The organism is Agarivorans sp. QJM3NY_30, from assembly GCF_050870855.2.
Lineage (GTDB): Bacteria > Pseudomonadota > Gammaproteobacteria > Enterobacterales > Celerinatantimonadaceae > Agarivorans.
Window position 1 is genome coordinate 4076652 of sequence record NZ_CP194038.2, and the last position, 23344, is coordinate 4099995.

General features: G+C 34.5%; 15 protein-coding genes. 6 read left to right on the forward strand and 9 right to left on the reverse strand.

Going from position 1 to position 23344, the window contains the following annotated elements:
- Positions 1–213: 213 nt before the first annotated feature.
- The 5 genes from ACRRSX_RS18380 (at position 214) to ACRRSX_RS18400 (ending at position 7719) form a co-directional block, all read left to right on the forward strand.
- On the forward strand, positions 214–3087 hold the full coding sequence (locus ACRRSX_RS18380) for a hypothetical protein (RefSeq protein WP_432451760.1): 2874 nt from the start codon (positions 214–216) through the stop codon (positions 3085–3087).
- A gap of 120 nt (positions 3088–3207) precedes the next feature.
- The gene (locus ACRRSX_RS18385) at positions 3208–3561 is read left to right on the forward strand and encodes a hypothetical protein (RefSeq protein ID WP_432451759.1); all 354 of its coding nucleotides are present in this window, start codon (positions 3208–3210) and stop codon (positions 3559–3561) included.
- Entirely contained in the window at positions 3542–5794 is a 2253-nt protein-coding gene (locus tag ACRRSX_RS18390) for a hypothetical protein (RefSeq protein WP_432469665.1), read from the forward strand. Before ACRRSX_RS18385 ends, ACRRSX_RS18390 begins: the two co-directional genes overlap by 20 nt.
- A gap of 151 nt (positions 5795–5945) precedes the next feature.
- Positions 5946–7001 carry a hypothetical protein gene (locus ACRRSX_RS18395; protein ID WP_432451756.1) on the forward strand — a complete coding sequence of 352 codons (1056 nt, stop codon included), beginning with the start codon at positions 5946–5948 and terminating at the stop codon, positions 6999–7001.
- A 115-nt stretch (positions 7002–7116) separates the two neighbouring features.
- Entirely contained in the window at positions 7117–7719 is a 603-nt protein-coding gene (locus ACRRSX_RS18400; RefSeq protein ID WP_432451755.1) for a hypothetical protein, read from the forward strand.
- Positions 7720–7781: 62 nt separating this feature from the next.
- On the opposite strand, the gene ACRRSX_RS18405 is transcribed toward ACRRSX_RS18400, so the two are convergent.
- Positions 7782–8489, reverse strand: a complete 708-nt coding sequence (locus ACRRSX_RS18405) for a hypothetical protein (RefSeq protein WP_432451754.1) — start codon at positions 8487–8489, stop codon at positions 7782–7784.
- Between the two features lie 303 nt (positions 8490–8792).
- On the opposite strand from ACRRSX_RS18405, the gene ACRRSX_RS18410 reads away from it, so the two are divergent.
- Positions 8793–9989: a hypothetical protein gene (locus tag ACRRSX_RS18410; protein WP_432451753.1), complete on the forward strand. Its 1197-nt coding sequence runs from the start codon at positions 8793–8795 to the stop codon at positions 9987–9989.
- 18 nt (positions 9990–10007) lie between these two features.
- Here the strand turns inward: ACRRSX_RS18410 and ACRRSX_RS18415 are convergent, their stop codons facing one another.
- The 8 genes from ACRRSX_RS18415 to ACRRSX_RS18450 form a co-directional block, all read right to left on the reverse strand.
- The gene (locus tag ACRRSX_RS18415) at positions 10008–10313 is read right to left on the reverse strand and encodes a hypothetical protein (protein ID WP_432451752.1); all 306 of its coding nucleotides are present in this window, start codon (positions 10311–10313) and stop codon (positions 10008–10010) included.
- A gap of 59 nt (positions 10314–10372) precedes the next feature.
- The gene (locus tag ACRRSX_RS18420) at positions 10373–13543 is read right to left on the reverse strand and encodes a type III restriction-modification system endonuclease (protein WP_432451751.1); all 3171 of its coding nucleotides are present in this window, start codon (positions 13541–13543) and stop codon (positions 10373–10375) included.
- Positions 13544–13553: 10 nt separating this feature from the next.
- Positions 13554–15368: a site-specific DNA-methyltransferase gene (locus ACRRSX_RS18425; protein WP_432451750.1), complete on the reverse strand. Its 1815-nt coding sequence runs from the start codon at positions 15366–15368 to the stop codon at positions 13554–13556.
- 8 nt (positions 15369–15376) lie between these two features.
- Positions 15377–16012: a hypothetical protein gene (locus tag ACRRSX_RS18430; RefSeq protein WP_432451748.1), complete on the reverse strand. Its 636-nt coding sequence runs from the start codon at positions 16010–16012 to the stop codon at positions 15377–15379.
- A 303-nt stretch (positions 16013–16315) separates the two neighbouring features.
- Complete coding sequence (locus ACRRSX_RS18435; protein WP_432451747.1) at positions 16316–17164, reverse strand: DUF4391 domain-containing protein; 849 nt, start codon at positions 17162–17164, stop codon at positions 16316–16318.
- Positions 17164–20487, reverse strand: coding sequence for a helicase-related protein (locus ACRRSX_RS18440; protein WP_432451746.1), 3324 nt, complete (start codon positions 20485–20487; stop codon positions 17164–17166). Before ACRRSX_RS18440 ends, ACRRSX_RS18435 begins: the two co-directional genes overlap by 1 nt.
- A gap of 5 nt (positions 20488–20492) precedes the next feature.
- Positions 20493–20729, reverse strand: coding sequence for an HTH-like domain-containing protein (locus ACRRSX_RS18445; protein ID WP_017035588.1), 237 nt, complete (start codon positions 20727–20729; stop codon positions 20493–20495).
- Between the two features lie 123 nt (positions 20730–20852).
- Entirely contained in the window at positions 20853–23198 is a 2346-nt protein-coding gene (locus ACRRSX_RS18450; RefSeq protein WP_432451745.1) for a hypothetical protein, read from the reverse strand.
- Between the last annotated feature and the right edge of the window lie 146 nt (positions 23199–23344).

Below are 23344 nucleotides of genomic sequence, written 5' to 3' on the forward strand. Positions count from 1 at the left end.
TAGAACACTCTTGATTTAAATTTTATACATGATAAATATAATTAAGTAAGCATATTACTATTCCTTAAATAAAAAAGTTTTTCCACATCAAATGATGTGGTTTTTTCTTTTAGTATAAAGAAAAATCAATTCACTTAAAAAATATATCCCCTCCCCTTCTTTTATTATATCTAAATTGTGATATTCCTATAATTAACACAAAGGAATAAAACAATGAAAATAAACAAGGGAAACATACTAAAACTAATAATTACACCAATCTTGCTTTTAAGCTTATCAGGATGCTTTGAACATACCAATGATGCTTGCATTGAAAAAGCAGAAGAAGTAACGATAACTTATAAGTCTTGCAAAGATCAGAATAAATTTCTCACAGAAACAAACTTTCATGTTCTCGATGCTAAATCATCACCATACTATGATACTAGCGGAGGTTTATCTGAGTCAGAAGTAACAAGGCTCAATAACAACGCAATCAACGCTGAGAACAACCTAACTAAGCTTTACGAAATTCAAATGTATGTGGCTGATATTGTTCTATCTCTTTTTGTTTTCGCTACTTTCATCATTGTTCCAATAGGGCTTTACAGAACAATTCAAAGAGCGAAAGAAGGAAAGCCGCACAAGGTTTATTTTAGCCTTACTATGTTCATAATAATTTCTTCATTCACTTATTATGTTGTTTCATCTAATCATTTTACCAGAAGTATTGCAGGTAGCTTGAATGCTGTTTCACAAGTCCTATTTACAGCTAATGTAAAATTATCACTGACTGAAAGCCAACAGAAAAAAGCCCAAATTAAAAGTTACAGTAAGAATGAACTTCTAGAAGATGCTAGAGCTTTAATTCATATCGGAATATGTCTTAACAACAATCAAAGAAACACGCTTGAACGTCAACAAATCGGTGTTGATTTAAGTTATGAAGAAATCAAAACAGAAGAAGGTGAAAAAGAATATATTTATAACAAACTTACCTCTCAAAAAGATGTTGTTGATTTTTACTATGAAAAGAACGTTCCATACGTCAAATATTACGAAAAAAGAACTAATAAAAAAATCTCTTATACTATTAACAAATATGGATTGATTCATAAAATCTTTCTTGCTGATTGTGGTGAAATTACAGCGACTAATAAGAAAATATCATCAGCCGTTTTCAATATCATGGAAGAAGTAAATTTCAATAGTATTACTCACAATGCGATAAAAAATAAAACACTTGAATCATCTTGGAATGAGATTCAAACAGCATATGAAGAAAAGTATTTGATGACAGAAAATGCAAAGTTGAGATTGATGCAACTTGCGATAATCTACTTACTTGAATACAAAAAAGGTTTTATTATCGGTTCTGTAGAGCTTGGATATGATGCAGGTAAAAACCCTGATTATCTGGCAGGGACACAAAAATACATTGATTTTGATTCGAGCAATTTACAGTCATTTTTGTCTAAAACGGATGCTATATACGACAACATCAACGAATCTATCTGTATCACCAACGCTGAATTAGTAAAAGAGACAATCAACGATTTAGAAGATTTCGATACAACGTCATTTATGAGTCAATATGATTGTGTAAATTTCGATAAAGAGAATGGAACTCTTTCAGCAGCAACTACTTCAAATAAAATTTATGATAATAATAACAAACAAGAAATTGAAACAAACATCGTTAGATTGGTAAATAAAACCAATCCTTTAGTTGAAGATTCTGTAGAAGATTTGATCGCTGGTTATGCTGCAATTGATGATCTGTTCATTGAGATTGTAGATAGCCTTTACAGTTTTGAAAAAGATGTAGGAACGATAATCAACAAGGGTTATTTCGCACAAGGCGATTTTTATCACTATCTAAACACGAATACCAACGGCTACTTGTCGATGTATTCAGAATTAAACGATGTTCTTGATATTAGCTACGCTAAAGCTTTACCCAACTATGCATCTGGTGATGATAATGTTGAGTCTAATTTACATGCTTATACATCTGGTCACATCAACTACTTTTTAAATCCAATCTTTGATCAGATTGATGTATCTCTAAGTGTTGCTCCAAGTAGCTACTCTTCACAAGCAATCGAAATTGCTACAGATTCAAGCCGTTACAATTTTGACAGAACAGAATTAGTTTCAACAAAGAATGCTGAAACACTGTTCTACAATGGTCTTGATGCAATGACAAACATCTTTAAGTCATTAGATAAATTTGTTTGTGCTGATGATGAAACCTGCGCTGAAAAACAAGAAGATTTTCAAGGTGTGCCAGAGGTGCAAAAGCTAAGTGAAAACCTCAAAACAGGTTCAGCATTCGCATTTGGTTCAGGTTTTGCTCTTAAAGCAGGTGGTATGATGATTCAAGCATCAACTAAACAATCTTCAGAAAATTCAACTTACAAAAAAGGTAAGAAGAAAAAGAAAAAATCACATTTAAAAAGTATTGGTAATGGAATTGGTTCAGCGATAAACGAAACTGGCAATTTGATGATTGGATCTGGTGTAATCGCTGTAGTATCAGCAACCATCATTGATTTTCAATTCAAGTATGAGAAAATATTTTTACTATTTACTGAAGTGTTTGTTACCTTCTACCTCCTTCTTCTGCCTTTTTTTATACTGATTTCTTACTCTGTTTTCATTTGGACTTGGAAAGATACAGAGATGAGTAAAAAAGTTGTTATGTTTAGTTTCAATGCAACTGTATATCTATATATGTTTTTATTGGCGTTATCTATTACACTTCCAATAAACAATATAGCTAGAGCACTAATTATGAAATATATGCCAACGATTTCAAGTTATACAAACTTTGATTCTGATTCTAGCTCAATGATTCTAGGTCTTATCGGACCTGTTTTTCAAATCATAACAACAATCATAATCACTTTTGGATTAATATATATTTCACTTAAAACAATTTTGAAAGAAGTTAAACCATTGGTTGACAATGTGATGCAGAATGGTTTTAACAACTTAGAAGAATTCATTGACAGAAAAGAAAGTGAGAAGTTTATTGCAAAAGTAATGATCACAAATAAAACTTTAAAAACAATGGCAAATCAGAAACAAAAAGATAAAGAATAAAACGCTTCACCTTAAAATAAAAAGACTGTATTTACGGTCTTTTTTTTACCCATGAATATATCTAAATTGAAATAATGTTGATTCGTGATATTAAGATACTATCACAAAGGAATTAACGCTATGAAAAGAAATGGTAGAAAGTCGATAAAAAGACAAATCAGAAAAAACAAATCGGCAAATAGAAAGAATAGAATTAAAAAAGTTAAAATAAAAAATTTAAATAATATTTTAAAAACAAATTTAAAGAAAAAAACTTTAGAATTAAATTTAAAGCAAAACATTAGCAATGATAATGAAGCAACAGTAAGTGTTCCAAGCTCAACACAGAAAGTTTTAACTGATGTTCATTCAAACAAAAAATTCTATTTTTTCTTATCTATTGTATCGACTCTAATTTTTTCTTATCAGTCTGAAGCTGTGAATGCTCTTATCTCAGAAGAGTCTTCACGCACCAATGACCAGGATTGTTCATAGCATCTTCCAAAGCATATCAGATGAAGTTTATCCGTCTTACGTGTCGTTAGATACTCCAACACAACTTGCAGCACTAGCGCAATCTCTCAATCAAATCCTGTTGGATTATGTGCCTGTCATTGTATTAATTTTCTGTGTTCTTTTTCTATTAGAATCACTATCGCCTGAAGGGGCTTCAAAAGGAACTAGAAGTAGACTTATGGCTATGGCATTTGTTTTATTCATAGCTTCTCCATATAACACTCATGAATATAAAACGGCTTCAGGTCATACAGAACAGATTAATAATTATAGATATATCATTCAGACTGCTTTTGCAAAAGTCGTTGAATCAGGTGAAAAGCTGATTGATTTTTTCGATAGTGAAGAAATCACTATTCATTCAATTCAACTTCCAGATCCGAAAGTTCTTAAGGATAACTATCTAGATGTTTCTCATGTGTTTTTAAAGAACGTTGAATCACCACAAGACGTTTTAGATACGAAACTGAACGTTAGCCTTAAGGATGATGCTTATACCGCTAGATTTGAAATGGGAGGCTCAGAAACCATCATCTCAAATATGAGCAATACGATAATGAACCAAAAAGCAGAAACGATTGATGAAACGTTAAACGAAAAAGAAATGATTCAAGATTTTTATCAGTCTCTTTTTGAGCATAGCTATCTTGTAGCTCAAAACATCTCTAATGCTCAATTTTCTGCTGATAAATCTCTCTCAAGTGATTTCACTGATTCACAGAATTTAGGTCATAACGAATCAGTTCTAGAAGGAGACTATAAGCAGTATTGCTCTGATATTTATAATTATGATTTATCTGGGGCTGATATGATCGTAATGAACACATATCTAGATGTTGCAGCACAATGCGCCAGTCATAATTTCTTGGTTAAGCATTATGCTAGTCCATTCTTTGATTCTGAAGAAATCCTTAACGGTCAAGGTGTATTGAATGATTTGAATGCAATGCCATTTGGTCATTCAGTGTTTGAGCTTAGTTTTGATGATATTAAGGCAAAAGCAAAATCTACATGTTCTTCAGGTGGGTATTTTTCTTGTGCTGAAGCGATTCAAATTGCTGAAAAAGCATATGTAAAAACCAACAAGAAACTTGGTTTAATCACTACGCCAGTGAATTCGATAAATGATGTAGTTTCAAGCTATGTTGACATTTCAGGTGATGTGATGAGGCGTAGATTTCATACACAAACAACTGTCAAAGGTGTTGGTTATAAGGATCTGACTTTAGATAAAGACGCTCTCTTTTCTATAAATTTCACTAGAAACATCGAAAAGCAAAACTTTGAAGTTCTTCATCCCCTTCAGATGATTGATATAGCAGATATACCAAAACCTGATTTTGGCACTATCGTAAACACTGTTGCTGGTTCTGATATTATGTCTCCGATTAATCGTTTTACATCTTGCTACAACGCATTTAATCAGATCAGAAGTGGGTATAAATGTAACTCAGTAACAGAAGAAATGATTGATGCAGGAACAGGGCTTGTTCAATGGGGTGTGAGCTTCAAAACTGGTGCAATGCTTATGTCATTCAACAAGAAGAAAGGCAAAGCGTTCAAAATGAGTTCTGATAAGCTTAAAAAATATGGTTCTGCCGTTGGAACAGTTACAGCAATCATTGCTCCTTCCGCTTACGATAACTACTTCAAAACAAGTCCTTACTACAGTTCAGTAGGTGCTACAACAATGTTGACGACTACAGCGATTCTTCAATACTTTGGGCTTGAAGCAATAAAGTTCTTAAGCTGGCTTGGAAGTGTTGCAATTGGTATTGGATTCTTTTTCTACAGCCTTCCGTTGATGATTCCATTGATGTTTTTCAAGTTTACACTACTGAGAGCATACAAGTTAGTTATCGACCAAACGATAGCTTTTAATCTGTTCTTCTTAAATGGTTTTTCTAGAGGCATGGATGGAATCGAATCAGTTTATGATGAATTTATTATAGATTTACATGCATTGTTTATGAACTTCATTTTACAAGCGATTTCTCCAATAATAATCGTTTTCTCATATACAATCATCTTCCAATATCTCCACGATATTATCATAAAGATTGATGGTAATTTCGGCACTCAGATAATGAATATAATCATCTTACTCTTTGAACTTTTAGCTGTATTCCTATTGCTTAGAATGCTGCCAAAAATGATGAATGGTCGTATTGATGCATGGTGTAACTTCATGAAATCATCTTTTGTTAAGTAAAACGTTAAAAATTGAAGAAGAATTATTTATATAGCTCTTCTTTTTTTTCGTTTATCTAAAAAGGTTTTATCTCCTGAATCTTCGTTACTCTTTATTTTTCGTAAATATATGTAAGTAATGATAATAAGCATTACAAAACAAGGAGAATATTATGCTAGAAGAAAAAGAAATTATTGATGCTGATTTTGATGATGTAATTGATAATGAATCATTGAAATTTGGCACACCAACCATTCAATCACCAATGATTGATAATATGTTTGATTTTGATTTCATTAACTCAATGTTTCCAGATACAAAAGAAGCATTGAAAAAACCAATTGAAGAGATTGACGAAACGATCAAGAAGTCGAAAACTCGAAAAGAATTTCTTGCTGAAATGCACGAAGGTATTTTTTCAAAATACGATAAGAAGAAAAACAAATATTATCTTGAAGGTGAGTTGGCTTTCACTGTTAGAAAGTCGCTTATAGGAAGAAACAAAGGTGTAGATTGTGGATTCAATCCATCAGTTCAAGTCATTTCTGATAGTCTTTCAACGTGCAAGCACCCGATCACTGACATTCCTGTTGATAATCCTGAGTTTATGGACAATTTCAAACAAGGCTTGATCAAAGCACTTGATGATAATGATTTTGATATTGATACGCTGAAAGTTGCGAGAGGTTGCCCCAACCGTGATGAACTACTTTCAATCATTGATGAGGTTAAAAATCGAAACTCTTTTAAGCTTGGTGAAGAACTCGATGACCAAGATGAAGATGTTAAGAATGACAAGGTTCAATCAGAAAATAAATCTACACAGCAGAATGCTGTGTCTCCTGACGATGATGAAGAACCTGATTTCCCACAATTACCGTTTCTAGGTAAGAAACGTATTGAAGTTCCTTCTTTACCTGCTCCTACTGATCCAGAGCATGAAGCATTGGCTTTACCAGCTCCTAATCCTAATTCTGATGTAGACAGAATGCTTGAATTTGACGATTGGGATTTGACGTTTGAAGATGAAAATCTAGATTTTGAACATGCTATAGAGCAAGATTTTGATCTAGAAATGAATGAACTCGATAAACCTTCAAAACTCGTTTTAGACAGAGATGAAAAAAGAAATGAACTGCTTCGTTCGATTGAAAAAGATTCTCAACCTTCACCTGAATCATCTAAACCAAACCGAAGTAGAAAGAGAAGTTCAAGATTATCAGTATAAACATAAAAGCCAACATATGTATGTTGGCTTTCTGCAAATCTTTACTAGAATGTTTGACACAATGTTTCTTATGTCTTAGATTACTTGTGGTAACTAATTCGATAAGGTAAAGATCATGTCAATTGATAAGAAAAAAGAAATTGAGAAACTAAAAGAGCAACAGCAAAAAGAAAATGAAGCACGAATTAAACAACAAGAAAAAGAACTTCAAGATCGTATCGAACAATTAGAACGTCAAGAAGAGATTGAAAAAACGTTGAAGAATATTCTTGAAGAGGAAGATTCAGCACTAATTGGATTAACGATTAATGCCCTAATGCCTTGGATAATTAGTAACGCCAGTGAAATTAATGACGAAAATTCAAAAGAACTAACTAAACGTTTAGGTAAAAAATCTGCTCAAAAATCCCCAAGCAAATCCAGACCGTCATATTTCTTAGTTGATATTGTTGCATTAAAAGCTGAAGCAGAAGGTTTTTGCACTGAACTTTTAAAAGATAAAGATGTAGTTCTTCTTGAAGAAGATAATAATTATGCTGTTGTCTATAATAAAGCTTATGCAGGTAAGATTAGAAATGCAGCTAAAGCATTGAATACATCTGCTGGTGATTTGTATCGAAAAAATTCCAATGCTAAAAAGACATTAGAAGTAGATCACGGTCTTGACCTATCGAAATTGAAGAAGAGCGATTTTGACTCTTATACATATTCTTCTTAAGAGTATTATATGCTTCGCAATAAAAAACCGCCTAGTGCGGTTTTTTTGTTTCTGATTAAAAATTACTTAAGAGCTTTTGCAATTGCAAATTTAATTAAATAAATTTCAGGAAAATCAAAACTTAGGTGAACACGTTTGAAATCAGGATGTGAATCTATTATATATTTTCTGCTTTTTAAACAGCTTAACAATGCTTGTTCTAACGTTGATGTGTCGTGAATCATTGGAAGTGAAGTAAAATCATTTTCAATTCTCTTACTGATTTTACGAAAGCTTTGAACGTCTTCACTTGTAACAGCTTCAACTAAGTATTTAGCGTGAGCATAGCTTAAATTCAATGCTTTAAGCTCTTGATCTACTTCGCTGATTTTGTCTTTATCATCACTAATTTCATCAAGAACAAATCTAAGTGATTCACCATAAACACGATTCGCAATAACGACTCTACCGATTTCTTCAGTCATCTTCTCAATCAAGTTGGGATCTGCAATGGCGTTTGAATAGTTGCTGATATGAACCGATTGTTCAAACAACTCTTCAAATTCTTTAGCTACGATTTTCGATTCAGTATTTGCAGATTTTACTATCTCAGCATTTTTTTTAGACTTAGATTTTTTATAATGCCTAATTGCCAAATCCAGTTGATATTTACCCTTACTCAGGCTAAATGTTTTTTCTACCAGTTCATCTATATCTATCTCTAGAATCATTGCTAAATAGTAATTGTCATATTTATTATAATAGTTATTGATTATATGAAACTCATCCATAAGTTATTCTCCTTTTTAATATATCCATACCAATATATTTATCACGAAGAATTTTATTTTCAACAAATCAATGAAAATAGAACCATGATATTCACTATCAATCATCACCACTTCACTTGAAAAACATACAATTTCATAGAAAAATTCATAGATAATTTCCCAACCTTATCAATATTTATCTAGCAATTATTCCTTTAAAACCAAGTCATAATTATTCCAATGCAGATATATTAAACAAAATAATTTGAAAGTTTTTCTCTAAATGGTATTAGATCAGTATCGTTTACATACAAGGAGATAAACATGAACAAAGATGAGCAAAAACTAGATACATTAAAACAATATTATAATAATGATATTTTCAGCAAAGAAAATTATAATGGATTAGAACTTTATTATGAAATTGATGCTGTGTATGCACTTGTAATTGATTCTTACCCTGATTCGATTCAAAATCCATCAAGTTACATGAATCAAAAAAAGACTCTGAAAGATTTATATAGGGCTTTAGAAAATGGAATAGAAAAATACTTCCCTCAGTTGCATCTAATGAAAAATGAAGAATTAATCACTGTAACAAGGGAAGAAAAAGAAGCTGATGCAAGACGAATCGAAGCAGAAAAACAACGATTGGTTAAAGAACAAAAGCAAGCTGAAAGAAAAGGTTTTGAAGATAATCATGAAACAATTTTCAGATACAAATCAAGCAACTCACTGATACCTAATTACGTTGATTTCAAACCTAATGACACGACTTTGAACATCATGAAGAAATACCTTCACGATAGTTCTTTAATCGAGCTTGAAGAGCATTTTCAATTTAGTAAAGAAGACTATTTTCGCTTAGAAATTAAAAATGGTTGTATCGTTAATTTTGAGAACCAAAACCTCAATGTCGGATTCATGTATGCAATGAATTTACTGAGCAATAAAATGTATACCGTCAAACCTCTGGCAACGCCTAAGCCATTGGTTAATCTTCTGATTTCTGGTAATAAAAAACATGACATTAAAGCTGGCACTTCTGATCCATTAATCAGACAAAAGCTTAAAAAACTTCCTTTAAGGATTTTAGATAAAGATAGAATTGATTTCTGTAATTTCGTATTCAGACACATTCAAGCAATTGAAACTTTCAATCCATTTTTTGAAAAAGATTTAGATTTTTATATTAAAAACTCGATGCGATATGACAAAAATAAAGAACAAGTGATTAGTGCGATAAACAAATATTTATCTGAAAATCATATGTCCATTTCTGAGCTTTTCGCTGTAGATACTTCTGATAAAGAAGGTATTGAATTGCATGAGATGTGTAGAAAACAACTGGTTGCGATTTTCACTGTGTTAATCAGTAAATACTTCAAGCTATACATTGAAAATAGTATTGATATGTCTGAATACACTAAGAATGATAAATCATCTGGTGATACTGAAACTGAGAGTCCTACACCAGACAAAAAATCTAATGGAACAAAGATTATGAAAAACCGAATTTAAAGCCCTGACGGGCTTTTTCTAATCAAGATTCAACTTAACTAAAGGAGCTTCAGCACAATCAATGCATTGTGAATTTGATTTGTGCAATCGCACTCCCTGACAATCATTACAAAATTTATAATAATCATCAGATTTAGTTAGTTCTTCAAGACTTTCAATTTCTTGTTCATAACGTCTAACTTTTTCAACGTTCGGTTCAATCAAACCTAGTTCACTAGATAGCATTCTGTAGTAATACGTTAGCCGCTTGTAGATTTCTAGCTTGTCCATTTTTTGAAGTTCTGGTTCTTGTGAATTCTCACCTTCAACATCTAACATATTCATTTTTAGCTGTTCCTATGATATCAAAGCTCACTACTACATTTAGCAGTGAGCAATGCTAGTTATTCGTACAAGTTCGTAGCAAAAGTGTTATAGCTATCAGCCTTCACGAACTTAGCAGGGTTATCTAAGGCTTTACCGTTCTTGTCTTGCGATAACGCTTTAAAGTGTTCAATACCACAATCAATTTTAGCTTGCTCAGAAGCACGTAAATCATCAGAGAAGATACTAGATTTGGTTTCAACTACAAAATAGAGCTGATCACCCATACCATCTTCTTTATCAATCAATACCGCCCAATCAGGGTTATAACTGCCTAATGGAGTATCAATCTTAAACCACGCTGGTAATTTGGCGTAAAGCTTAACGTCCGTTGATTCTTCAAGCTTTTCTGCAAACTCAAACTCTGTATCAGAATCACAAATGATGTAATCGTAAACAGATTTGTTCGCCTCAACCATATTTTTAAGATAACCAGTAAGTTCTTCTTCTTGGAACAACTCCTGAGCGTAATATTCTTCATCTCCAATTCTGTGATATGAGATACCATCGACAATAGCTAAACGCATTTGTTTACGGATCACTTCACTAGCAAGTTCGATGAATCGCTGTGGGTTGTTCTTGAATGCTTCTAACTTATCACCTAGTCCAAGCAGAATATCTACCACCGTCTTACGGGTTAGGTTCGTGTTTGATTCAAGATACGTTACTACGTCTGGAAGTTGGAAGTTGCGATTACGGTAGTATTGGATCTTTGACTCTTCATCAAAAGTCTCAAGTTCCGCTTCTGTTACCGCCACTTTCACTTTTTTATATTCAAACTTCGCACTTGCAACCGCAACTGACGCTCTGATTTCCTTGATGCACTTCTGTACAAGCTCACCAACGCTGAAGTTCACTCGATAAGTCGTCTTATACTTAATTCTGTCCCAGAGTGCTTTAAAATCATCCCCAAGCACGATTTGCTTACCATTATCTTCACGAAGCGTTGCTGTTTTCTTCTCTTCATGTTTTTTAATGCTTAAACCTTTAGCAACCTTAGTTAAAGTTGCAAGAATCGCATCAGAATGTTCTTGAACACTTTCAGGTAAACTAACCGTATTATCAACCAGATCAGTTTTAAGAGAATCTAAGATTTTGCCTTTCTTGTCGATGTAACCTTTATCCGCTAAGTGCTGATAAATCTCTTCTGATTTTTTAGCACCAAGAAACTCTTTAGTGTCATGCTCATCAGAAATAACAATATTTGCAAATTGGTGTTTTTCAACTGCACCAAACTTGATCCCTTCCTCTTCCTCAATCTCTTTTTGAAGAGCAGCAACAAACTGATCATAAGATTCATTTGCCATTACAGTAAGCGTATTAACCTCAAAGCCATACGGTACACGTTCACCCGATTGGTCTACTGCTAAACGTAAACCACGACCAATCTCCTGACGCTTCTTCATCACAGAGTTAGTTTCGTTTAGAGTACAAATTTGGAATACGTTAGGGTTATCCCAACCTTCTTTCAAGGCTGAGTGAGAGAAGATAAATCGAAGCTTTTCATCCATTGATAAAAGCTTTTCTTTGTCTTTCATAATCAAGTTATAAGCAGATTCATCAGCAGCAGTTTTACCACCTTCACCTTTTGCTGAAAGTTTTGATTCAGCGTAAAGAGGATTACCTGACGCATCTTTTTTCTTATCTTGAGCAAAGTAGCCATTGTGAACAGAACTAGCTAGTTCTTTGAGCGCATGTTCATTTAAAATTGACTTACCTGCATCATTCTTATCCCAAATTGAAGGATATAAAACACGATACTTTGGCTTTCTTAATTGCTGTGTAAACTCTTCCTCAAACCACTTGGCAAATTTACCCTGAACAGGTATTCCATCACTTGAATAGCCACGGTAATTCGCTACTTTATCAATGAAGAACAGACTCAGAACCTTAATACCTTTCTGGCTTAGAATTTTGGAATGATCCATTACATCTACGCCAGTCGTAATTTTTCTATAAAATTTCAGCTCTTTTTCAAGATGCTCTTCAACAGTCTTAGATACTTGTAATCGCTTATAAGTATCTTGATCAACTTCACCTATTGATTGACTTAGCTCTAAGATGTCATCACGGCTCGTAAAGTCGATATACTCGCTACCTTCTTCGCAGTAAATGTCATTGATTACATAACCTTCATAAACAGTTCGTCCACCAGAAGCTTCAAATAAATCCGTTCCACTCTTAACTGTGATTGATTTACGTGGCTGTAGCTTTCCTGTTTTAGTTTGAGCGTCAATTTCAATTTTAGCTGTGATTGGCGATTTCTTATTATCAACACTGATCAGCTTGATATACGCTTGGTTATGATTGTCTTGAACTTCCAATGAAGCAACTTCAATCTGTTTGACCAGCTTACGCTCATACGCATCTATCGAATCGAGCTTATAAAGCATGTTGAAGTTTTCAGTCAACGTTGCTGAGTATCGGAACGTGCAAAGCGGATTTAAACTCGCAATTGCTTTTTTACGGTTAGCTGTAGATGCCACAGATTGAGGTTCATCAATTAGAACAACAGGATTTGTTGCTTGAATGAATTCAATTGGCTTCATCCCGTTCAGGCGATCATCGGTTCGGTGAATCAGGTTAGCTTTCGTCTCTTTCTCTGGGTCTGTGAAAGACTTACTGAAAGCGTCAATGTTGATTACCATAATCTGAATATAATCATTAGTAGCAAAGTTTCTTACTTGCTCACGCTTTGAAGAATCATAGACAAAGTAATCATATTGAACGTTCTTATACTCTTTTCTGAAATGGTCTTCAGTCATTTGCAGAGATTTATAAACACCTTCTTTGATTGCCACTGATGGAACAACGATGATGAATTTTGTTAATCCATAACGTTGATTCAGCTCAAAAGCACTACGTAGGTAAACGTATGTTTTACCTGTACCAGTTTCCATTTCGACAGTAAAATCAAGGCTTGGAAGTGCTTGTTTCGTAGTTTCAGTCTGAGGTAAGCCATTAACTAACTGAACATTACGAGTATTTTCATATAACTCTTCTGGTAATAGGCTCAATGCATTAGCAACACCAATACCATCATTTCTCTCAAACATATCAGCTTGAATAGCGTTTGATACAGAGAAGTTAGATTGAAACGTTTCTTGCCCTTCAAATACACCAACAACCGCATTAATCGCTTCTTTTTGATGATCAAGATCAGGGTTAAACTTTATCTTCATTTCAGACATAATTTACCCCCTAAATGCTTTTAACATCGTCAATGCCAGCTTGCTTCAAGATCTGAATAGCATTTGTTTTTACGTTGCTATCAGCAAATCCAGCATCTTTGAATACAACTTGGGTAGTTTCTGGATCAAGTTCTTCTTTCAGCTTGGCGATACCTTCTACAGTTTCACCTGTAATTTCATCATCTAGGCAAACAATCAAAGCACCTGCACCAACAATAAATACAGTATTTCCATTAACCACTTCTGTTTCTACAGGTGTGGTTAGGTCATAGCCATACTTTAAGAATATTTCATACAGAACATCTTCGCTTGAACGATCAGCCTTGATTGATTCAGTTGCTTGCTGAAGGACTTGTTCAAGGTTGTCAAAGTCTGCATCCCAAGGGCGGATATTTGTCTCATCAAGTTTAAAAGTATGAGCGGTTTGAATATCATTAGCTTTACAAACCCTATTAATTCTTTCTTGAGTAAAATCAGAAATTGTTTTGAAATCTTTTTTTCCTGTTTCTTCAGGTATCTGAACAAGAATAAATTTTCTATCGCCTTTATCTTCTACATTTTTTTCGATCACAGCTTGAGCTGTAGTTCCGCTTCCAGCAAAAAAATCAAGAACAATAGAATCTTTTTTTGAGCCTATTTCGAGTATTCGCTTGATTAGAGAAACAGGCTTCGGAGTGTCAAAAATATCTTTTGTCTCTGAAAACAGCTTTTTCAATTCTTGTTTAGCTGTTTGGTTATGACCAACTTCTTGGTAAGTCCATAATGTTAAAGGCGTGATACCTTGTTTAACTTCACTTAAAAAACGTTTAATTGCTGGAACATTGTTCCCCGCTTCACCAAACCAGATTCGATTGTCTGCTACCATATCAGCAAACTTAGAACGTGAAACTCTCCAACAAGCCCCTGCTGGAGGTGATACGACTCGACCAGACGGCGTTGTTATCTCATAATCACTAGTCGCAGAATATGTTTTAACTGATAGATCACCAGCTTTCCAAGGTCCTCTAGGGTCATCATCACGATTCGTATATGCTGAATTCTGTTTATCAGTTCTTGGAAGCAAGTTTGGTCTCCACGTAGACTTATCTTTTGCATAACACAGAATAAAGTCGTGGTTATCTGATAACCATTTTGCATCATTTGAAGGTGAGTATTTCTTTTGCCAAATAATATTATTTATAAAGTTATCTTCACCGAAAATCTCATCACATATCGACCTTAGATTACTTTGCTCTGTATCATCAATAGAAATAAATATAACGCCATCATCAGACAACAAATTCCTTGCTAGTTTCAGTCTTGGATACATCATATTTAACCAGTTTGTATGATAACGTCCTGACTTTTCAGTTTGAGAAGATGTAGCTTTTCCATCAGAATCCATCTGCCCTGTGATTTGAAGATAGTTTTTTACATTATCTTTAAAGTTATCAGGATAAATAAAATCTTTACCCGTATTGTATGGTGGATCAATATATATCAAGTCAATTTTTTTGTGATAGCTTCTTTGAAGGACTTTTAATACCTCAAGGTTATCTCCCTCAATAAAGATATTGTCAGACAATTCCCCTTCAGCATCAAACACAGGTCTCAACGTTGCTGTAGAGGGTTTTAGCGCTAATTGCTTGCATTTGTCCTTATCTGGCCACGTAAAACCAAACCTTTCATTTTTATCAGAGACTTCACTACCAAGTTCTATCTTTAAAGCTTCAAAATCAACAGAATTTCCATTCACAACATTTGGGAACATTTGTTTCAAATACTTAATGTTTTCTGAGACAAGTTCTGAACTTTTGCTTGCAGTATCATTCTTTGTAATTTTCATAAGTTTTCTTATCTGTAGTGTGAACTTCTACTTCTTGTTGAAGAAAAAGCTTCCATAGTTTTCATACAATTTAGTTTTCTTAAATCAATCGCTTCGATAGAACCTCTGTATAGGCTTCCAGATAACTGATTCGCTTGAATTGAACGGATGTCTAAGAACACTATTGTACTTTTTTCATCTGCATTATATGCGATAGTTTTAAAGGTAGTATTACTCAAGTTATTCGACATCCAATTCCCTGCTTTATAATTTCCAGCATCATCAGTATAAGGTAGCCATGTTTTACAAGATTCTTTAGGTCTCTTTAACTCAAGTACATTCAAACTATCGTCTATAGACGATAGCTCAAACGCATCAATATCATTAACCGTAAGATATCGTGATAAGTTACTGATAGTCCAGGCTTGAAATGAATCGTTGTAAGATCTATTTTTTGGTTTTGCATCTCCTACATTCGATAAAAAGTCGCTATCAAATTGTGCAAAGAATTCTCTTAAGCCTTGTCCTGTCTCTACACGACCAGTCCAGTTACTTTCAACGATGCCAAATTCATCGGGTGTATCATCCGAAAAGATTAGTAGCGGAATTTTATGTTTCGTAATTTTATTTAGTTGTATCAAGTGATCCTTCACTGATTGATTCATACAACTTTTCCATACGCTACGAGGTGCATTAATCGCCAATAGGAAGATATAACCCATTCTAATATTGCCAAAAAACCGCAGACTTACTTTCGCCTCAGTAGGCAGCCCTAACCTAGAACTATATGAACTGTGATCAGATACATAGTAGTTAGAAGTCGCCAAATGGTCGTTTATCCAATCCGATTTTTGTGTGTACATAATTTGTCATCCTAGCCAGATTTTTAATGTCGGCACAAATGACTTTTGGTTCATTCATAAGGCCAAAGGCCTTGATTATACCCTATGGACCTGATATAGAAAGGACTAAGATAAACAAGACCTTATCTTGTTTATCGACAGTTTGATTTTCTTAGCCTCCACGTTCAATTTCAATTTTTGATTCATCTGCGTTTCTTTTTTTAGTCTATTTCTTATTCCAGTTAAATCAGCTTCAAGAGTCGCCAACTTATGAAGCAAAATCGTTTTATCTTCATTACTTTTTGCTACAAACTTAAGTTCAGTTAAATCACCTTGAATGCTCTTTGTTCGATATACTCCTGATAGACAACTAACGTCAAGAGCTATTAGCATTGAAATGAAGTCTTGATAAAGCTCAAAGTAGTTAAGGCTTGAAACATTTTTCAGTGAAAAATCATTAAGAAAATTATTCTCATTTTCCGTTAAGCTCGTTGAACTTAACCAATCACTGTTGTAGATATGCTCAATAACCAGCTTACTCTTGTCTGCTTGGTTGATACGCTTATCGGCTAGGCTTATCGCTAGTTCTTCACCTAGTTCTAAAAGTAAAATCACTGGATAAGGAATCAGCGTATGTAAGAGCTTGGCTACATTCTTGAGTTTGGTTTTATTCTTGATTTCACTTTTCAGTACAACACGAATTACCGCTATCTCTATGTACTCAACGGTATCAGTTACATAAATAGGAACATTGAGTGTTTCTGGCTTAAGGGTGTTCTGCCACTCGATAGATTGAATAACGTCCGTTACTAGCTTTTTATCATTACTACTCAGCTCATTGTTATCCACCAGCATCTTCTTAGTGATACGAGTGCCAAGGAACGTTGAATCAGGAAGGGCTAAATTCTCACAAACCTTTTCAATCAAACTGCTATGTTCTGTTTTATCGTTATTTCTAAAGTTAATTAGCTCCATTACAAGATCACCATGTAACTAACAACTTCAAAATCATTGACGTTTTGAGTGCTTGATGCAGATAAGACCGTTCCACCTCTATTGAAGAGACTCGTTGCTCCAATTTCTTCACTCTTACCAGCAATGTTTTCTACCGCTTTAGCGAGAAGATTCTGGTAATGCCTCATTTGTTTACCGTTTTGAGAACGTCTTGAAAACTGATTGTAAGCGTCTGTTGATTGGTCAATATTGGTTAACTCTGAGCCTAGTTTTTTACATAGATCGAGGATCTGTTTTGACTGAGTAAACGAAAGTAAAATTTCTTCTTCATCAGAAATATAGACAAGATAGTAAGGTGCAAGTGAATAGCTTTCTTCAACTTGAACTTTTCCTTTAATGTCTTTTAGACAAAAGATCACGCCTGATTCAATCTCATCACCAAGACCTGAAAACTGACTCGATTCTGATTCAAATGCTTCTTTGTCTATAACCACTGGCGCAAACAAACCTATTGGTGATTGTTCCAATACACCAGTATTGTCATTCTCTTTGCTACTCAAGAACCCAGACAAGTCCATCCTAAAATCATTTAGAGTCAAATCAGTAATAGATACACCACCTGAAATTTCTTCAAGATCAACAACTGCATTTTGAAGTTGCTCAAGTTGCTTTCTGCGATACTCTAAATCATTCATTCCTTTATTGATTTTAGGGTCTTGCTCTATAACGTTTTCTTCACCCGTTGCTGAAATATCAAGTAGTACCATTCGCCCACTAACTCTTGCTTCAAGATTGATATACTCATCCAATTCCATGTTTGGCCAAAAATTAACAAGCTGAATCACATCATTTACAGAACCTAAACGGTCTATACGTCCAAAACGCTGAATGATACGAACTGGATTCCAATGAATGTCATAGTTGATTAAGTAATCACAATCCTGAAGGTTCTGACCCTCAGAGATACAATCGGTAGCTATTAGAATATCGACTTCTTCTTTAAACTCTGGAAAGACTTTTTCACGCTCTTTTGATTTAGGTGAGAAATGAGTTAAAAGGCTATTCAGGTCAGTTTTGAACTTTTTACCATCCGTTCCACGCAAGGTCGTTTCAGTGCGTTGACCTGTAATAATGGCTGAGTGAAGACCCAACTCTTGTGAAGCCCAAGATGATAAGTTTTTGTATAGATACTCTGCTGTATCGGCAAAAGCAGTAAAGATAATAACTTTTTTATTATTACCATTTATCGGGTTCTTGCATTTCTCAAGATACGCTTCTTTCAACATAGAAAGTTTTGCATCACGATCTGAGTTAATGCTTTTTGAAACTCGAACGATTTCCTGAAGAAATACTCTATCAGCTTCAAGATCTTGAGCGAATCGAACCAAATCCATATCTTGAATACGGACTTTGGTTTTATTACCAATTAGATATGGAGCGAGTTCTGGTGAGTTAAACTCTAGCTCATCAATCTCTTCTATTGGCGGAGCAACAAACTCTTCTGTTAGTTCATCACTAAGATTAGGCTTGATGTTAGCGTTAAAATTATGAATTTTGTTTAGTAGTGTATCTACCTGAGTAAGCACTTTTTCTGATGTTAGCGTGAACGAATGGATTGAGCTTTCCATACGCTTAAGAAGATTGATACGGATAAGATGGATCAAGCTTTCTTCACGGTCTACTTGCTTAAATACACTTTTACCGCCTTTAACCTCTTGGTCATATCGTCTCGCATATTCAGCTTTCTTATCCATTCTCACGTATTTCATAGGTGAGTAGAACGCAAGTGATAACCTTCTAATGGTCTTATTCACTTCTTCCAATGGAGGGAACTGGTCTTTAAGATCAATTGATGCTTTTAGGTTGACAGGTAGTAGTCTAGTCGGGAACTTTCCTATATCAGCAGTACCATAATATTTTTCAATATGCTTACGAGAACGAGCTATTGTATAAATATCCAGTAATTTGAAATAATCGAAATTCATCGAGTCTAAAAGGTCTTTCGATGTTCGAATATCAGGATCTTGTTCAGCCCACTTAGAGAAGCGAGTTTGAGCTTGTCTTAGCGTCCCTTCAATACTGTTGATACCGTGATCATGTAAAGCTTGGTCATTCGCCTCAGTGATAAACGCTACTTGGTTTTTCATATCATTTAAACGGTTATTTACAGGCGTAGCAGAAAGCATCAATACCTTCGTTTTTACCCCTGCCTGAATGATATCTTCAAGTAATCTCTGGTAACGGTTTCGACCGTCTTTCTTAGGATTGTTGTTTCTGAAGTTATGAGATTCGTCTATCACGATAAGGTCGTAGTTACCCCAATTGATAGTTTCAAGATTAATATCACCAGAATAACCACCTGTTCTACTCATATCAGTGTGATTCAAAACATCGTAGTTAAAGCGATCACTAGAAAGTAAGTTTCTTTTGTCGTTCTGCGTGTAGATTAGCCAATTATCACGTAGCTTCTTAGGACAAAGCACAAGAACCTTATCATTGCGAAGCTCGTAATACTTGATTACGGCAAGTGCTTCAAATGTCTTACCTAAACCAACACTATCAGCGATGATACAACCGTTAAAATGCTCAAGTTTGTCGATTGCACCTAATACACCATCTTTCTGAAACTTATACAGCTTGTTCCAGACAATTGTATCTTTAAACCCTGTTTTAGTTTTTAGGATCTTGTCTTCTTGCAGATCACCCACAAAGTCTTTAAAAATATTATATAACGTAATGAAGTAGATAAACTGTGGTGTTTGATCAGTCGTTAATTTGGCAAGCTCCGCTTGTAGAAGTGCCTTTGCGTCTTTAACTTGTGCTTTGCTTCCCCAAACTCTATTAAAGAACCCTAAAAGCTCTTTAGCTTGATCTGCATTAGCAAGACTAATCATGTCAAAGCCATTCGACTCTGTTAATCCAATACCTTGACCATTGAATTGAGCACCGTTTATCGCTATTGATTCTGAATGTGAATTTACGTGCGTAATGTGCTGATGAACAGCTCCAGCTTGTTGCACTAAGCGAACAGATGCCTTTTCCTCTAACCAATGAGCAAACTCTTGCGCTATTGCTTTTTGATTTAACTGGTTACGGAACTTGTTTTCTAACGCTGTACCATTCAGCGCACCGAAAGGCGATTCACTACCTAGTGAATCAAATGAATCGAACCCTTTAGCTTGAGAGAATAACAATCGTGCTGAATCTAACTGACTCAACGAATCTTTTAGATGATCGAACGCATAGATGGAGAAAAGCCCCGTCATTACAGACAGCTTATCGTTCGCTTGAATCGAATTGGAAAGCGTTTCTGATACTTTAGTTGTTACGTTATCAATTAGCATACTGACTATATCTTCCTTGTATCTAAACCAGCAGCTTTAAGCCGTGAGGTAAGGTTTCTCATCTTACTAAACTCTGTGCCATAACTAGGTTTTATTCCCAACTCTTCACAAAATTCTCTTGCGGTAAGATTGCTTAGTTCATCAGCATATTTGATAGATTGTAGACAGAACTCCGTCATGTACTGATTACGAGGTGCTGAAGCGAGTGCCAGCTTGATTTCTTCTATAATTTCTTTGTTCATAACGTATCCAATACGAGTCGAAACAACTTCTAGCTATTTTAGCTAATTTTGCAAAAATAGCTATTGGATATGAATATTATTGAGCAGAAGAGAAGCATATCGAATACGCTCTCTTCTAAAAAATCACAACGAAAGTTTGGTTGATTTGATTTTCTTCTTGTTGCTGTTCTGAACGCTCTTAGTTTCTTGGTTTTTGTGAGATTCAATCACTTCTATGACAAGTTTTTTCTTATCTTCTGGTAGCGATTCAACAAGCTTCAACAATGCCTTTTCGTTTCTCTCGATGTATCGATCATCTTTGTTGCTGAACTTGATTTCAGTGATGCCGTTTTTCGTTACCATATCGACAATCTGACGATTTACCTGATCTTGAATCTTGTCTTGGTAGTCGATGAAATCAGGGTTTCGTAATAGGTGAACACCTGACGCATCAGTAAAAGTAAATTTTGTTTTGTTCTTACTGAATTTCTGAACATTCTTATCAAATCGCTGAAGCTCTTTATCTAGTCTCTGTTCGATGAGCTTTTCAAGTTGTTCATCAGTGGCTTTGTTAGGGTATTCGACTCTAACTTTATTACTATTAGAATCTGTTGAGAACATCATCTCTACTTGCAAATGACGTAAATGATCAAAATTATTGCATCCTTCAGGGGGAGTGATAGTTAAGACCTGCCCCTCGCCTAATGCCCTTGCTCTTTCTAACTGCAATGCAGCAATGAACGCCCCTGCTGCTTTAGGATTTGCAATGTTACATGTCGTTGTCCATGTAGTATCTGAAGTTTGTTTTTCTTTCGCTATTGCTTCACCAGTGGTTTTATCAAAGTATGATAATGATCCATCTTCATTAGGTTTTGCTTCAGCGTTAAAGTAGTCAAACAAGTCAGTGAAGCGTTTCTGCAAATACCATTCCTGGTCCACTGTATTCATCAATGTCAGATCTACGTTTGTATAGACGGTTTGACGATAGTTTAAAGTCTTTGGCATAACATCAAACAACTCGTTTTGATGCTTCATAATTGCTTCTTCATCAAGGTCAAAGAGCGAGATTAAGCTTTTACCCTGTAGTTCTGGATTGATGAACGTTGAAGCCTTGAATTTAGTCAGTTTAGCGTTGTTTTCCATTACTCCATTTTTCTTAAAGTTATTGTCCTGAACCGTGTGATACGCCATGTTTCCTTGCTTGTTCAGATTCACAATCAAACCTGCATTGTGGCAACGAATTTCAAACTCTTTAAAAGCATGAAGCTTTGCAAGCTTCTGTTGTTCTGGTGTTGTGGTAAGCTTCAAATCACGCTCTAAATCAACTTTCGTTTTTTCTATAATAGAAGTCAGAACATCTTCAATTTTATCGACCTTTTGACCTGATTTTAGATTCCTGTCAGCGTCAAATCGTTCTGTGAATTTTTTAACTGCAACTTCAAAATCTTTACCTTTGAAGCTTGCGGTATTCAGTTCAACTTTAGAATCGTCTAGTGTGATTTTCATCTTTCCAAAACTTTTAGGTGTTAGATGTATACCCTTTTCTTTAAGTGATGCAATAACCTCTGCTGTTGATTTGCTACTGCTAAGTTCGTTATGGATATTAGATTTAAGATCGTTGTAGCTCTTTCTAGCTTCTTTCCAGTTTTGACCATTACCGATACACTCATTAAGGAACTCTCTTCTAGCGAACAGACCTTCTTTCTTCCAGTATCCGATTGCGATACCTTGATCTAGACACCATGAATATTTCTTCTCAAAGGCAATGTGAACCTTTTGCTTTGTATATGAATAAGAAATTGGATTTAAAAATCGTCCAGAAACAGGATCGAAAGGAGCAAACATAAAATGGTCGTGTGGATTTTCTTCACCAACGATATGCTCATTACTCATCTTTTCAATATCACTAGCTTTGGTTTTTCGTCCTTTGATGCCACGCTGTTTTTTCGTTTCATTCATATACATAGCGATTATGTCAGCACTCATATAAGTGTTGATTGCGCTCATCTTTTCTTCTTCTGTATTAAGACCTTTCAAGATCTCGACTAGATCTTTATCAATTTTGCACTTGTTATCTTTGCCCTCCAATACACCATTTTTCAGATTGTCTTTGATGCGCTGGCGTTCATGCAATTTATAAGTGCAGTTCCCTTTCTCGTAGTGAATACCGTCTTCACCTGTAGCTGTATGACACTCATTTTTATAGTCTAAACAACTACTCTTATTACTGTGCTTCACATAAGTATGAAAAATGTGATTGTGATTATCTTGACAATACTTTTCAACAACCTGTTCAATCTCGTCATATGTCATATCTTGTCCTTCGCTTTTTAGATAAGCCCCAAGATCTGACATATGCTTGTTACCCTTAAATAATAAGTTGAATCTATCTTTTGCAATCTCTCTTTTGTTTTTCTCTGAAATAACATACATAACATGATGTTTGAAATTATCGACTGTAAATGCAACCTTTGTCATTTTAAAAATCATTACAATATCCTTATTAATATATCTAACCTGATATATTACATTTATCATGAATATTATTTTAATCAACGATTCTTAAATCATTATATTACAAACCTTGAAAAACATTAGCATTATAATATTTTTATTGAAATTTAATTATATTTACA